Source organism: Corynebacterium canis (assembly GCF_030408595.1).
Taxonomy (GTDB): Bacteria; Actinomycetota; Actinomycetes; order Mycobacteriales; family Mycobacteriaceae; genus Corynebacterium; species Corynebacterium canis.
Genome location: NZ_CP047080.1, coordinates 850,752 through 864,851, shown reverse-complemented (window position 1 = coordinate 864,851; position 14,100 = coordinate 850,752). Strand labels below are relative to the sequence as shown.

Genomic DNA, 14,100 nt, shown 5'->3' with positions numbered 1-14,100 from the left:
TCGACGCCCCTTCTGACCAGCGTTTTTCCTCCCTTACCTGCAGCCACCACGCCCGCAATGGGGCCGGTTAAACGCTCGCTAAAGTTACCCCCTTGGCCCGGCGACGCCCCGCGCGCAATGCGGCGGGATCACCCTCCTATCGGGGTTATCGCGCCGGTTGGCAATGCGGGCACCACCAGATAATGCGTTCGAGTTCATCGGGATCGCCGCCCTGATCGGGGCCGCCGAGCACGCCCTTAACAATCAGGGTTCCGCAGCGGCGGCACGGGCGATGGTTCCGGCCAAACACATAGGAATTCTCCCCGGCGCGCCGCACCCCCGTGGTCACCCGTATCGGCGAGCGACGATTCGCCCACATCAGCCGCCGCGTGATCCGCAAAACTTTATCAATGTCCACCTTTGCCACCGGCGTGGCGGGGTGCACACCCGCAAGAAAGCAAATCTCCATTCGATACTCATTGCCCACGCCCGCAAGGTTGCGCTGATCCAAAAGCGCGGTGCCAATCGGACGTTCCGGACGCGCCAAGATGCGCCGCCGCGCCTCCGCAATATCCCATTCTTCCGCCAATACATCGGGCCCTAGGTGGGCGATCCGCTCGGAATATTCCCCGGCATCGAACACCCGAACAAACCCGAGTTCGAAGCCCACGAGCTCGATACCGTCTTCGAATTGCAAGACCACCCGCGCCTTATGTCCGGGCTTGCGCCACCGCACCCCTTTACGATGCACAGACCAGGTGCCCTCCATCTTCAGGTGGGTATGCAGAATTTGGTGATCGAAGCACATGAACAGGTGTTTGCCGTAGGGCCAGAGGCGGGTGAGCTCCGCGCCGTCGAAACGCACTGTAGCGTATCGCGGAACCCGCAACTGTGTGCGGGTGACCAGCCTGCCGGTGAGCGGTTGCAGGCGTTCGGAAAGTTGGAACACAGAGTCGCCTTCGGGCATGGCCTTATTGTAGGGGTCAATCGTCGAAGCGGATATCGGACAGCCGTCGGCCGCGGGTTTTACGTTCCGCAGGGCGTATATTGCGGGCAGGCATGCGCATGCCCTGCGGACTGATCCGCGCCCCCAAGGCCTGAAACTCCGGCAGGTACGGCGAGGTTAGAACGTTTTCGCTATTAATCTTGGCTACGGTATCCCCGGTATGGCTTAAGGCTTCGGCAATATGTGCGAGCTCGGTTTCGGCGATCAGCGTCAGGTTTTTGCCGCCCCGAGTGAGGTAGCCCACAAGCCGACCGTCGACCAAGATCACCCGCGCACCCGCAGCACGGCTCAGATTCGGCACCGGCCACGGCAAAGCCGCACCGTACGGATTGGCCGGATCGGCGGCCGCGAGCACATACAACTTCGGCTCGGCGGGCGCATTATCCTCAAAACTGCGCAGCCGATCGACCACCGCGGGGGTGGAAAATTGGGAGGCGCCGAGCCCATCGATCAGGTATCCGCGCAGCGCCTTGCCGCGTTCCTCGAAACCGCTCAATACCTTATATGCCAAGGCAAACCCGCCAATAACGTCCTCGCTGACGATGCTTCCGCGGGTGACCACGCCGTAGCGATTCAGCCAAATATCGCCATAGGCTTTGCCGCGCTCCGTCGCATTCGCCGCTGGCACCTCGGTCGCTGACCATCGCCCCACCGCGTCCGGCGGGATCGGCGCGCGGGTCCGCGACGGCCGCCGAGAAGCGCGGTGAGCCACGCGTCCGCCGGAGCCAAGATGCGCGCGCACGGGCTGAAAACCATCGGGCGCGATAAGTCCCGCCTCGACGAGGTTCCACATCGCGTCCCGCACCTCGTTGGGCGTTGCACGAACGTGCGCTCGAATATCGCTAAATAGGTAACCGCCTCCCTGGCTTAGATAATCGAACACTTGTTGGTCGACCATGCCAAGCGTGGGCTCCGGCTGCGACACGGCGGTTATCTGCGCCGCGTCTTCCGCAGGCAGCAACACCACCCACGGATCGCGCGAGCCGGCCTTGCCCGCGCCGCGCAGGATGACTTCCCCGTGGGTGGTCAATTCATCCAGCCAAGCCGGGTTGTAATCGGCCACGCGGGAGGGCAAAACGATGGACTCCCAGGCGCTGGCGGGAAGCCGCACCCCGGAAAGCTGTTCGATGACCGAATACACGCCATCGATCCCGTGCAATTCGGGCCTTTTGCCCACAGGTGCGACCCGATGCCAATCCAGAAAGAAACGCGCAAAGGCCTCCGGGGATACCGGCGAAACGGCCGCGCGAGCGGCGGCAAGGCTTCGGCTGCGCAATATCCGCAATACCCGCGAATCGCACAGCTGTTCATCCGATGAAGTGTAGTGGCCAGCCAGCAGATCCAAGCCCCGCAAGGCGCTGTGCGCGGTGCCGATGGGCAATCCGAATGCGGCGGCGATCTCCGCGACGGTAAACGGCAGATGCGTGCGCGCCCAACGCCCGAGCAATTGTTCTAATGCATCGGTGACCACCTCCGGAGACGCAGCCACCCCAACCGGCACGGGCACCCCCAAACCATCGCGCAATAGCGGGGCGTCTTGGGATAAGGCGATGTGTTCAATGCCCGCGATGCGCACCGACATCATGCGATGCGTCAGGCTGCCTTCCGGTTCCGGATACGTGCAATACCAATCCAGGTCCGCGATGGGTATCGGCCCGAGGATACGCAGGGAATCCTCGAGTTCTATTGGGTTGCGGGCGCGCCCGTAGCGGCGAATATCGCGCTCCACGGCCACCACCACATCGGCATCTAGGAGCTCCCGGAGCTCCACTTTGCCCAGCAGCTTCGCCATCAGCGCTGGGTCCAGGGCCAATGCGGCGGCCCGCTTTTCCGCCGAGGGAGCGTCGCCTTCGTACATAAATGCGCCCGCGTAATGGAACAATAAGGAGGCCGCGAACGGGCTCGGCTGATCCACGGTGACTTCCGTGATGCGGACCCGGCGGGCGGCGATATCCGAAAGCAATTGCACCAGCGCGGGCAGGTCGTACACATCCTGCATGCATTCGCGCACGGTTTCTAATATCACGGGGAAGCTCGGGTATTTGCGGGCCACCTCCAGCAATTGGGAAGCGCGCTGCCGCTGTTGCCACAATGGCGCCCGCTGGCCGGGGCGTTGCAGCGGCATCAATAAGGCGCGGGCGGCGCATTCCCGGAACCGGGCCGCGAACAATGCGGAGCCACCGACCTCACGGGCGACAATATCTTCGATCTCGGCGGGATCGATCTGAAAGAGTTCCGCCCCCGGCTCAATATCGCAATCCGGGATGCGCAGGATCATGCCATCATCGCCCGCCACGACCTGCGCGTCGAAATCGAACTGAGCGCCTACCGCAAGCGCCCACGCCGCATTGACGCCGCGCCCATAGGGGGAATGCAGGATCACCCGCCAATCCCCAAGCTCGTCGCGGAAACGTTCGATTACTAGGGTCTTTTCATCGGGAATAATGCCCGTGGCTTCCAGCTGATCCGCCAAGAATTTGCGGATATTATTGGCGGCGTTGGCATCGAGATCATCGCTCAATCGGGGGTCGCGGCGAAACGCACCCACCGCCTTCCCAAGCTCCGCGGGGCGACCGGTCTGGTCGCCTTTCCAGAACGGCAACCTGCCCGTATGCCCCGGCGCAGGCGTGACTAATACCTGGTCGCGGGTGATTTCCTCCACCCTCCAACTCGATGCGCCAAGGGTAAACACATCGGCGACGCGGGTCTCGTGCACCATTTCCTCATCGAGCTCCCCGACCCTGCGCGCCCCCTCCTCGCCGCCGACGAGGAACACCCCGAACATGCCGCGATCCGGGATGGTGCCGCCATTGGTCACCGCCAGGCGCTGCGCCCCCGGCCGAGCCGTTAATTGACCAGAGATTCGATCGAAATCCACGCGGGGTCTGAGCTCTGCGAATTCGGTGCTGGGATAGCTGCCGCTCACCAAATCGATCACAGCGTCGAATGCCTCGCGGGGCAGGTCGCGGTACGGATACGCGCGCCGCACGGTTTCGAACCAATCGTCGATATCCAGGTCGGCCATCGCCACCGCCGCCACGGTTTGCTGCGCCAGCACGTCGAGCGGGTTTTTGGGCACCGAAAGCTCCTCGATCATCCCGGCGCGCATCCGATCCACCACCACGGCAGTTTGCACCAGGTCAGCGCGGTGCAACGGATACAACCTACCTATCGACGTCGCGCCCACGGCGTGCCCTGCGCGGCCCACGCGCTGCAACCCGGCCGCCACGCTCGGCGGGGATTCCACCTGGATCACCAGCTCCACGGCACCCATATCGATCCCCAGTTCGAGCGATGAGGTGGCCACCACACAGCGCAATTCCCCCGCCTTGAGCATGCGCTCGGTACGCGCCCGATCCTCCTTGCTTACCGAGCCGTGATGCGCCCGCGCGATCACCTGCGGCGCCCGCCCCGCGATGTCCCCGGAAGACATGATCTGGGCCGGATCCCGCCGCCCCTGATACGCCAAAGATTCGGGATCGTGTTCTAATGCCCACAGCTCGTTCAGCCGGGAGGTTAGCCGCTCCGCGGTCCGCCGCGAATTTACAAACAGCAAAGTCGAACGCGCCGACATGACCTGCTGATAGACATCACGTTCGATGGAAGGCCACATGGAATTGGCCACCGGCAAGGCAGATTCGCTGGCAAACTCGGGCAACTCCGAATCCAAGACCAATTCCCCGATCGTGGACCCCTGCTCCCTATTGGAAAGGTCCGACATATCCTCTTCCCCCACGTGAACATGCAAATCCCAGCGTTTTTCCGCGGGCGGCGCCACGATCACCGTACCCGGACCCAGGAATTCCGCCACGCGTTCCAGGGGCCGCACGGTGGCGGACAGGCCGATGCGCTGAAATTCCGTCATCATGGATAAACGTTCGAGGCTCAATGCAAGGTGAGAGCCGCGCTTCGTTCCGGCCAACGCGTGGATCTCATCCACGATCACCGTATGCACTTCGCTCAGCGTCGCAGCTGCTTTCGAAGTAAGCATCAGATACAGCGACTCCGGCGTGGTGATCAAAATGTCCGGTGGGTTCCGTTGCAGCCGCGCCCGCTCCGCCGCCGGGGTATCGCCGGACCGCACCCCGACCCGAATCTCCGGCACCGGCAAACCCAGCCGCCGCGCCGTCACCGAAATGCCCGTCAGCGGCGCCCGCAGATTCTGCTCCACATCCACCCCCAGCGCCTTCAACGGTGAGATATAGAGCACCTTTACGTGACGACGTCGCGGGGGCATCGGGGCGTCGAAAAGCGCGCTCTGCTCGGGTGGAGCGGCGAGCGAATTCAATGCCCACAAAAACGCCGCCAACGTCTTGCCGGAACCCGTCGGGGCCACCACCAGCGCGTTATCACCATCGCTGATGCGTTCCCATGCCTGCGTTTGGACGGCGGTGGGCGCGGAAAAGACATCGCGGAACCACGCCGCCACCTGCGGACGGAACCGCCCCAACACAGATTCAGACATGCCTACCATCCAACCAGAAGGCTAGACTTGTGCCATGACTGCACACTTCGATGATGCCATTCTCACCCGCCGCCTCGCGCAAGGAACCGGTGAAATTCTTAAAGGTGTTCGCAACGTCGGTTTGCTCCGCGGAACCAACCTCGGTGATGCAGGCGATGACCTCGCCCAAAACTGGATCGCCCGGGTGCTCGCACAACACCGCCCCGACGATGGATTCCTCTCCGAAGAAGCAGCAGACAACCCGGCGCGGCTAGCCAAAGACCGCGTATGGATTATCGATCCCCTCGACGGCACGAAAGAATTCGCCACGGGACGGCAGGACTGGGCCGTGCACATTGCGCTGATTGAAAACCGGCAACCAATCCACGCCGCCGTGGGCTTGCCGGACCTCGGCGTTGTGTTCCATTCCTCCGACGCCAAAGCCGTGATGGGTCCGCTGTCGAAGAAGCTCATGGTTTCGCACAACCGTCCGCCGAAGGTCGCCGGCCACATCGCCGAAAAACTCGGCTACACCATGGTGTCCATGGGGTCCGCGGGCGCGAAAGCCATGCACGTTTTGCTCGGCGACGCGGACGCATATGTCCACGCCGGCGGCCAATACGAATGGGACTCCGCCGCCCCCGTTGGGGTGTGCCGCGCGGCCGGGTTGCACTGCTCACGCCTCGACGGTAGCGAGCTCGAATACAACAACGAAGACACCTACCTGCCGGACATTTTGATCTGCCGCCCCGAGCTGGCGGAGGAAATGCTCACGCTGGCCGCGAACTTCCGCGAGGCCAACGGCGGGTACTGATTCCGACGGGCGTGTTGCGATGGGCGTGCACTACGAACTGGTAAGCGAACTGCGAGCCAGTTTGCCGGTGCATGCCGACCCCGAACGCGCTGCGCAACAACAACGGTACCTAAAAACCCACGAGCCATTGCTCGGGCTGCAAATACCGCAATTGCGCACGCTGGTACGCCAGGCCGCCCGCAATCATGCCGCCGACGGCCTGGCGCTTCCAATGCTTATCGACACCGCGCGGGAACTCTGGGACCACGCAACCCACCGCGAGTTTCGGCGCGCGGCGATCATGCTGCTGCTTATCCCGAAACACGCCGCGCGGCTGGATGCCTCCGCCATGGGCCTAGTTGAGCATTTTGTTCGAACGGGGGCGTGGTGGGACTTGGTGGATGAATGCGTGCACGTTCACAACTACATTCGGGGGCGGCGCGGCGATGCTGGGTTTGCCGCGGAATTCGAACGAATGACCGAGTGGGCGCGGGATCCAGATCGGTGGATCCGGAGATTCGCAATTTTGTGCCAGCTGCAGGCTAAGGCCGATACCGACATCGAACTCCTGTCCCAGGTGGTGGAGGCGAATATCACGGACCCAGAATTCTTCGTGGCTAAGGCGATCGGGTGGGCGCTGCGCGACTACGCCCGCACCGACCCGGAATGGGTGCGGGAGTTCGTGGCTGCACACCCCGATATGCAGCCGCTATCCCGCCGAGAGGCGCTCAAACACCTTTAGACATCGACGACGCCGACCCGTTGCCTGCGGTGCTGCTGATCGGCGGGGAGCTCCGCTTCGTCGAGGATCGCGATGGCGTAGTCCGCATAGCTCACGGTGCTTTCGCCGTTCGCGCTGAGCCGCAGGACGTCGTCACCGAGCTGGTAGGTGCCGGTGCGGGGGCCATCGGGGCGGAAATCGAGCGGCGGGGACACATAGGTCCAATTGATGGCGGACTGATCGCGCAAATACCGGAACGCATCAAGCATGGCCAGGGCAAGGGGCTTGAATTGCTGCGGCATTTCTGGGGTTTCCAGCACGCGGGTGGTGCGGGATTCGTCCGCGAACAGCCCGCCTGCGCTGCCCACCACGATCAGGCGTTGCGAGGGGCTGAGCACATCTTCAAGGTGGACGAGGTGGGACTTGTGTTGCGGCAGCCGTTCCGTATCGTAGGCGCCGAACGCATCGACGATAACGTCGATTCCGGTGAGGTCTTCCGCCTGCAATTCGAACACATCTCGGACGATATTGCGGGCGCCGTCGCGGTCGATCGGTGACCGGGTAATGGCCGTGACCTCGTGCCCGCGGGCGATTGCTTCCTGTAGTACGAGCGAACCGACTGCGCCGTTCGCTCCAATCACTGCGATATTCATGGCTTTACCGTAAGCTGGTTGGTATCTTTTGAAAAGAAGGCACTTTGAAGTGCTGTAGGCACCATGCGGATACTAGTAGAGGAGCTGCCGTGTCTGACCTGCCCGATTGCCCCGTCGAAGTAACGTTGTGTTTTTTGGCCAACCGGTGGCGGATCCTGATTATCCGCGACCTCTTGGACGGGCCGAAGCGGTTTAGCGAGCTGAAACGGTCGGTAGGAAACATCTCGCAAAAGGTGCTTACCAGCAACCTGCGGGCCATGGAGGAATCCGGGCTGCTCACCCGCACTGTCTATGCGGAGGTGCCCCCGCGGGTGGAATATGAATTGACGGAGTTGGGCCACCGGCTCAGCCCCGTGCTCGATTCAATGTTCGATTGGGGCAGCGAGTACCAGCGTTTCCTCGCCGACGGAAAAGCGTGAGCCTGGCTCGGGGTCGAGAGGCGGGCCTAGGGTCGGCGAGGGCGCGGATTGGTTGGCGGCCTGCGCGTGAGGCGCTCGGCCTGCGCGTTCCCCCGACGGCATGCCGAAGCGAGCCACCCCCATCGGGTGACTTCAATTCTCTGCGCAAAAGCTACGGTAATTGCATAAAGGTGGCGTGGATCTGTCCATCCTCGCCGCGTTCGTGTTGCACTACTAGGTCCACCAGATCCGCGAGGCCGGCTTCGCAAACCTCTACCAATGTGGCGGGCCGGATCTTGGTTTCCCCGTCGATCGGGATTGCATCTTCAAGTTCCCCGACGTCCTCCAACGAGTCCCAGATCAACATGTACTCGTTGCAGTAGAAGCAGACCTTGCCGTCTTCACGGGAGGGGATGACGCACAGATGAACTCCATCACTCTGACGTTCGTCTGCGCCTTCATCCCTATGAACAAAAAATACAGTGCGTAAACTATTTTCCATTACCGTTTCCACTTCATGTGAAGATCTCTTGCCTAAAATTCTACGGGAAGGCAGCCGTAAGGATGCTCATACCCAAGCAGGCACTTTCAGATTTTTATCACTGAAACGCATGTTCACCTGCCAGATTAAAACCCGAAAACACCATAGAGAAAATACGTTCTAAGGGATTTTTGGGCGAGTTGTTAAGTTCTTTGAAGGGTAAATTGATTTTTAAATACCTTCACTTTCAAGGTATCACCATTTACGTCGAATGAACCCCTTTTGAAAAGTATTCAGATCCCATTCCACCCAATTACGCGACCCGCGGTATTACGAACACATTATTCAAATCCACGCGGTGATTGGTGGCGTGGCTACGAGCTTATACCCTGATCGGCAACGCGCGATACTCCGGGCAACCACCCAGGGGGAACTCCCCCACCCAAACGCCCAGATCGCACACCGTTTCCCATGCGGGAATGGCGCGCCGCGGGGCTTCGCCACGTCCTCACAACACCCACCACGTAAACTACGTGCCATGAGCTCCCCGACTCCGTACGAAGACCTGCTTCGCAAAATCCTCGCCGAGGGCAGCCACAAAGCCGACCGCACCGGCACGGGCACCACGAGCCTCTTTGCGCAACAAATGCGCTTTCCGCTGCAAGATTTCTTCCCGCTGATCACCACCAAAAAGGTGCATTTTCACGCCGTGGTGGGCGAGCTGCTGTGGTTCCTACGCGGCGATTCCAATATCGAATTCTTGCGCGAACACGGCATCCGAATTTGGAACGAATGGGCCGACGAGCGTGGCGAGCTAGGCCCCATCTACGGGGTGCAATGGCGCAGCTGGCCCACCCCCAACGGGAAGCATATCGATCAAATTTCCGAAGCGCTCGCCCTGCTGCGCACCGACCCGGACTCCCGCCGCAATATCGTCTCCGCCTGGAACGTAGGCGAGCTGCACAACATGGCCCTGCCGCCCTGCCACCTGCTGTTCCAGCTCTATGTCGCGGACGGTCGCCTGTCCTGCCAGCTCTACCAACGCAGCGCCGACATGTTCCTAGGCGTGCCGTTTAATATCGCCTCCTACGCGCTGCTCACTCATATGTTCGCCCAACAGGCAGGCGTACAGGTTGGCGAATTCATCTGGACCGGCGGGGACTGCCACATCTACGACAATCACCGCGACCAAGTGGAGCTTCAGCTGTCCCGCGAACCCCGCCCCTACCCCCAGCTCAAGCTCCGCAAGGCAAGCTCGATATTCGACTACACATTCGAGGACATCGAAGTTATCTACTACCACCCCCACCCAACCATCCGAGGCGAGGTGGCCGTGTAATGCTCCGCGCAATCTGGGCCGAAAACCTCGACGGCGTCATCGGCGACGGGACACGCATGTTCTGGCACGTCCCCGAAGACTTGGCCCACTTTAAGCGCCTGACCTCGGGGTTTCCGGTCATTATGGGTCGACGCACGTGGGAATCGCTCCCCAAAAGGCCCCTGCCCGGCCGCGACAACATCGTGCTGTCCACCCGCAGCCCAGGCACTTGGTCGGCGGGCGCGACCGTCGTAACGCAATGTCCGGAGCACGGTTGGATTATCGGCGGGGGTGAGGTATACGCCGCGACACTACCGCTAGTACATTCGATTGAGCGGACGCTTATCGACGTCGCGACACCCGCCGGAGCGCGCACAGTCCACGCCCCGAACCTCCCGGAGGACTTCGAATGCGTCGCCGAATCCGGCTGGTTGGAATCGCAAACGGGGGTACGGTACCGCTTCCAAACCTGGAAACGTCCGGAATCATTTTCGGGCGCGGGACGTTAGAACAATCATGAGTAACGAACACGTAACGCTATACACGACCGACTGGTGCCCCTTCTGCCAACGCCTGGTCAAAGCCCTCGACCGTACCGAAACCCCCTACGCGCGGATCGACGTCGAACAGGACGAGGCGGCGGCCGAATGGGTGAAATCCGTCAACGACGGCAACCGGGTCGTGCCCACCGTCAAATACTCCGACGGCACCTACGCGACGAACCCGCCGGCCTCCGAAGTGCGGCGCAAGCTGGAAGAACTCGCATCCTCCTGAATTCGCACCAGGTAAATATCCATGATCCAACCGTGCCGGGCGCGCAACTCCTGCTTCAGGGCAGACAGCTCGTGGCCGATGTCCTTGATAAACCCGGCACGGATCTCCTGGTACGGCATGCCGAGGTAGGCACCCCACCAGATATACGCATTCGGATCCGTGCAGGTAAGCCACGCCGCGCCGCCGTCGAGCATGACCACGCAATTGTCCTTATTGTAGGTATCGGGGAACTGACGTGCGGTAGTAATTGTGATTTCGCTGCCGATGCGATTGAGAGGGATGGCGTGAGCGGCCGTCAACGCTTGGATGGCCGTAATGCCTGGGATCACCTTTATTCGCACTTCAGTTCGCATGGCCGCGAGGATGCGGAGCGTGGAATCATACAGCGACGGATCCCCCCACACGAGGATCGCGGCGGCGCCATCTTCCGGGATATTTGCCACGATCGTTCGCTCTAGGAGCTCCGAACGCTCTGTCAGCCAGCGCTTCACCTCCCCCACATACTCCTTCGGCCGGCGATCCCGCGGCGGATCCGCCATAGTAATCAACGGCACGTCAGGAGCGTGCGCGGCAAGAATCGTCCGGCGCAGCGCTAATAAATCCTCCTTGACATCGCCTTTATCAAAAGCCAGGACCGCATCTACCTGCTGCAAAGCCGCGACGGCCTCCAACGTCAAGTGCTGCGGGCTGCCTGCCCCAATCCCGATCACAAACAACGTGCGCATCGCGCGGTCCTTCCATGAAAAAAGCCCACCCTGTAGCGGGCAGGCCCTTATTGTATCGCCGAAAACTACTAGTCTTCGTCTTCGCCGAAAATATCCACGCGGTCCGTCGGGGTCAGGTGGCCGGACAGATCCGCAAAGTTGCGTGCGATGCTGCGCTGCATAAACATCTCACAAGCTTGAGAAAGTCGCTTCGCATCGTACATATTCAGGCGGAGCAGCAATTTCGTCGAGGCGCCGTCGTCCGTGATCTCCTCGACAGAAAGGTACTCAAAGCCATTGAGATCAACCAGCTTGGTGATGATCTTGCGGCTATCAACATCCGTAAACGTGGGCTTCAATTCTGTCATTTGGTACCTCCGGAGATAAACAATGTCACCCAAGTGTATGTGTTCACCCACACGTCACGGGCAAGAATACCCATTTTAGGGTGGTGCAGAAGGCAAAACCCTGTACGAACCCTTGAGCAACTACCAAACGGGGGTGGCTTGGAACACGATTGGATGTGCGTGCGGGTGTCGGAATGGGCTTCCCCATGCGGCTTGGTTTAGCAGCCATCGCTTGCACATAGGTCATAGCTTGGCTGAACGGTCATAACTAGCCTATGTCGGCAACTTACCTATGTCGGCGGCCTCAAGGATTGGTTGGGCACGTTACATGAAGTTTTTTACACACAAATCGAGGATTCTGTGTAATTTTCATCATCTGGGGCCGCCCAGGGCTGCCAATGCGATATTTTTTACACAGATTTCGGGATTTGTGTGTAAAAAATATCGGTAGACACCGTTCAACTCCGAACGTGTAAATAGATTGTCCACAGCCTACCATATCAAAATGACGCAATTAACCGAATGCGACCATAGCTGACCAGGGTCAGCAAATTTTAGAGGCCCAGATGGGCTCCTGCGGCGACGACTTTCAGACGGGCAATAGATATGATCCCATATGTAATTGGTGCCTAGAATCCATACTCCCAGAATTAGGGTTGGCACACCCGAGCCCATCACGTTCCTGTCGCTTTGAGGCGCGAGGCGGCAGACCATAGGTGACGAGCGCATAGATCGGCCAGTCATCGGGCCGTTGGCCGGCCGTGGCGATAGGTCGCGCACTTCACATGAAGTTTTTTACACACAAATCGATGATTCTGTGTAATTTTCATCATCTGGGGCCGCCCAGGGCAGCTGTCGCGATATTTTTTACACAGATTTCGGGATTTGTGTGTAAAAAATATCGGTAGACACCGTTCAACTCCATGCATGCGAATAGGTCGTCAACAATCTACCATATCAAAATGACGCATTTAGCGGAACTTGGCCATATCCCAACAAGGGTAGACAGTTTCAAGGCCCCAGAGAGGCTGCTGCGGCGCCTTCCCTCAAAAGCTTTAACCAGCAAAACATCTCGCGGCGCATACCCACCCAGTACCAAGCGCTCAATTAACACGCACCGAAGCCCCAAAAGACCTTCCAACCCCAAAACCCCCTCCAACCCCACCTAACATCACTCCAACCTGGGATACAACGGATAGCCAGCTTCGCGGGCCGCAAGATACCGCCGCCGCGCATCGCGATACGCTTCGCCGGAAAACACCTGCTGGGCGGAATAGGCCCAGATCCGATACCCGGCGGTAGCGAGCGCGTCCAATCTCCCCGCGGCACGATCCACGCGGTAGCGCTGGTCGGCTTCGGTGGTTCCGTATTTTCCAAGCCCTGACACTTCGACTAGGACGTTGGTTTTGTGGATTTGGAAGTCCGCGCGGCGCATCGTGCCTTGGCCGTCGATGATGGAAACCTGCGGGATTACCCGAAAAATCCCCTCCTCGCACACCTGCGCTAAAAAGGCGGCTTCGGCGGGCGATTCTACGCGCGTATCGACGTCCCGAAGCACACGCGCGAGCGTTTCCGAACGGTCGGCGAACGCGGCGAGCTCTTCCATGTTTTCGGGGTTCTGTGCCAATACGGAGGATGCCGCTACGAAGCAGGTTTGATAGCCGTGTATGTTTGCTAGGTCGAAGATGGTGCGGGCGCGGGTGGTTACACAGACTCGGGCTCCGGCGAGGTAGTCGTCTTCTGGGAGCGCGCCGGAAAGCCGCCGACCTGGTGTTTCTTGTTCTTTGCGGCCGCGCGCTAGGTAGTATTCGACGGGGGTTGCGGGGTTAGCGATCACCCACATTTCCCACAGCATGGCGGCGGAAATGCCGGCAACGATGCGAACCCGCGAGGCGCCGCATGCCAAGGCGCGGAGCCGATGTTGATCCCAAAACGGCAGGTCGTGGTAGTAATTCGAGTCAATATAGACGCCTTGGGCAAGCCGCAAGTTCTTTTCGCGGCAGTAGGCGCGATATACCCGCTGCCTGATTTTTTGGTCGCATTCGCGCATGACGATCAGGCGGTTTGCAATTTCAAGATTCCCCCGCGACATACTATGAATGTATCACGTGTGACGCCCGGTGGCAGAATGACTTAGGTCACACCGTACATCCGGCGACACAGCAACGGCCCCGGCAACTGCCCTGCCCTGCGTGCCCCGGCAACGGCCCCAACCTGCGCGCCCCGGCAAGACCCGGCGCAGGACCGACGCCATGCGGGGATCGAAGGCGGAATTGAGCGCCCCAGAGAGGAATCGAACCTCCGACACCGGCTTTAGGAGAGCCGTGCTCTATCCACTGAGCTACTAGGGCTTTTGGGCGGTAACGCAGCGCGTGTGCCACCGTTAGAAATAGTAGCTCAAGAGGTGGGCTCTCCCAAACCGCAGGGTGTTGCCAATGGGTTAATTGTCAATTAGAGTTGCCCATGTGGTTCGTGTGCGATC

The 14,100-nt window shown here is 60.4% G+C and carries 13 protein-coding genes and 1 tRNA gene; 6 read left to right on the top strand and 8 right to left on the bottom strand.

Annotation, left to right across the window (positions count from 1 at the left end; translation table 11 throughout):
- Nucleotides 1–145: 145 nt before the first annotated feature.
- Both CCANI_RS03815 and CCANI_RS03810 read right to left on the bottom strand, forming a co-directional pair.
- Nucleotides 146–946, bottom strand: a complete 801-nt coding sequence (locus CCANI_RS03815) for a DNA-formamidopyrimidine glycosylase family protein (protein ID WP_146323967.1) — start codon at nt 944–946, stop codon at nt 146–148.
- A 16-nt stretch (nt 947–962) separates the two neighbouring features.
- Nucleotides 963–5,450 carry an Lhr family ATP-dependent helicase gene (locus CCANI_RS03810; RefSeq protein WP_146323968.1) on the bottom strand — a complete coding sequence of 1,496 codons (4,488 nt, stop codon included), beginning with the start codon at nt 5,448–5,450 and terminating at the stop codon, nt 963–965.
- A gap of 34 nt (nt 5,451–5,484) precedes the next feature.
- On the opposite strand from CCANI_RS03810, the gene CCANI_RS03805 reads away from it, so the two are divergent.
- Nucleotides 5,485–6,243: a 3'(2'),5'-bisphosphate nucleotidase CysQ gene (locus tag CCANI_RS03805; protein ID WP_146323969.1), complete on the top strand. Its 759-nt coding sequence runs from the start codon at nt 5,485–5,487 to the stop codon at nt 6,241–6,243.
- Nucleotides 6,244–6,262: 19 nt separating this feature from the next.
- Nucleotides 6,263–6,964, top strand: a complete 702-nt coding sequence (locus tag CCANI_RS03800) for a DNA alkylation repair protein (RefSeq protein WP_146323970.1) — start codon at nt 6,263–6,265, stop codon at nt 6,962–6,964.
- Here CCANI_RS03800 and CCANI_RS03795 read toward each other — a convergent pair.
- The gene (locus tag CCANI_RS03795) at nt 6,961–7,596 is read right to left on the bottom strand and encodes an NAD(P)-dependent oxidoreductase (protein ID WP_146323971.1); all 636 of its coding nucleotides are present in this window, start codon (nt 7,594–7,596) and stop codon (nt 6,961–6,963) included. The genes CCANI_RS03800 and CCANI_RS03795 overlap by 4 nt on opposite strands.
- 89 nt (nt 7,597–7,685) lie before the next feature.
- On the opposite strand from CCANI_RS03795, the gene CCANI_RS03790 reads away from it, so the two are divergent.
- Nucleotides 7,686–8,015, top strand: coding sequence for a winged helix-turn-helix transcriptional regulator (locus CCANI_RS03790; protein ID WP_146323972.1), 330 nt, complete (start codon nt 7,686–7,688; stop codon nt 8,013–8,015).
- A gap of 151 nt (nt 8,016–8,166) precedes the next feature.
- On the opposite strand, the gene CCANI_RS03785 is transcribed toward CCANI_RS03790, so the two are convergent.
- Nucleotides 8,167–8,496, bottom strand: a complete 330-nt coding sequence (locus CCANI_RS03785; protein ID WP_146323973.1) for a hypothetical protein — start codon at nt 8,494–8,496, stop codon at nt 8,167–8,169.
- A gap of 517 nt (nt 8,497–9,013) precedes the next feature.
- On the opposite strand from CCANI_RS03785, the gene CCANI_RS03780 reads away from it, so the two are divergent.
- From CCANI_RS03780 to CCANI_RS03770, 3 genes are read left to right on the top strand one after another with little or no spacing between them, the layout of a single operon-like run.
- Nucleotides 9,014–9,814 carry a thymidylate synthase gene (locus tag CCANI_RS03780; protein ID WP_146323974.1) on the top strand — a complete coding sequence of 267 codons (801 nt, stop codon included), beginning with the start codon at nt 9,014–9,016 and terminating at the stop codon, nt 9,812–9,814.
- Nucleotides 9,814–10,302 (top strand): dihydrofolate reductase, encoded by a 489-nt coding sequence (locus CCANI_RS03775; RefSeq protein WP_146323975.1) that lies wholly within the window; start codon nt 9,814–9,816, stop codon nt 10,300–10,302. The genes CCANI_RS03780 and CCANI_RS03775 overlap by 1 nt, the downstream gene beginning before the upstream one ends.
- Before the next feature lie 7 nt (nt 10,303–10,309).
- Nucleotides 10,310–10,567, top strand: coding sequence for a mycoredoxin (locus CCANI_RS03770; protein WP_146323976.1), 258 nt, complete (start codon nt 10,310–10,312; stop codon nt 10,565–10,567).
- Here the strand turns inward: CCANI_RS03770 and cobF are convergent.
- From cobF to CCANI_RS03750, 4 genes are all read right to left on the bottom strand, one after another.
- Entirely contained in the window at nt 10,504–11,292 is a 789-nt protein-coding gene (cobF, locus tag CCANI_RS03765; RefSeq protein ID WP_146323977.1) for a precorrin-6A synthase (deacetylating), read from the bottom strand. The genes CCANI_RS03770 and cobF overlap by 64 nt on opposite strands.
- Before the next feature lie 68 nt (nt 11,293–11,360).
- Nucleotides 11,361–11,639: a cg0963 family protein gene (locus CCANI_RS03760; RefSeq protein ID WP_146323978.1), complete on the bottom strand. Its 279-nt coding sequence runs from the start codon at nt 11,637–11,639 to the stop codon at nt 11,361–11,363.
- A gap of 1,150 nt (nt 11,640–12,789) precedes the next feature.
- Nucleotides 12,790–13,710: a hypothetical protein gene (locus CCANI_RS03755; protein ID WP_146323979.1), complete on the bottom strand. Its 921-nt coding sequence runs from the start codon at nt 13,708–13,710 to the stop codon at nt 12,790–12,792.
- Nucleotides 13,711–13,896: 186 nt separating this feature from the next.
- Nucleotides 13,897–13,969 (bottom strand) — tRNA-Arg (locus CCANI_RS03750).
- Nucleotides 13,970–14,100: the final 131 nt, after the last annotated feature.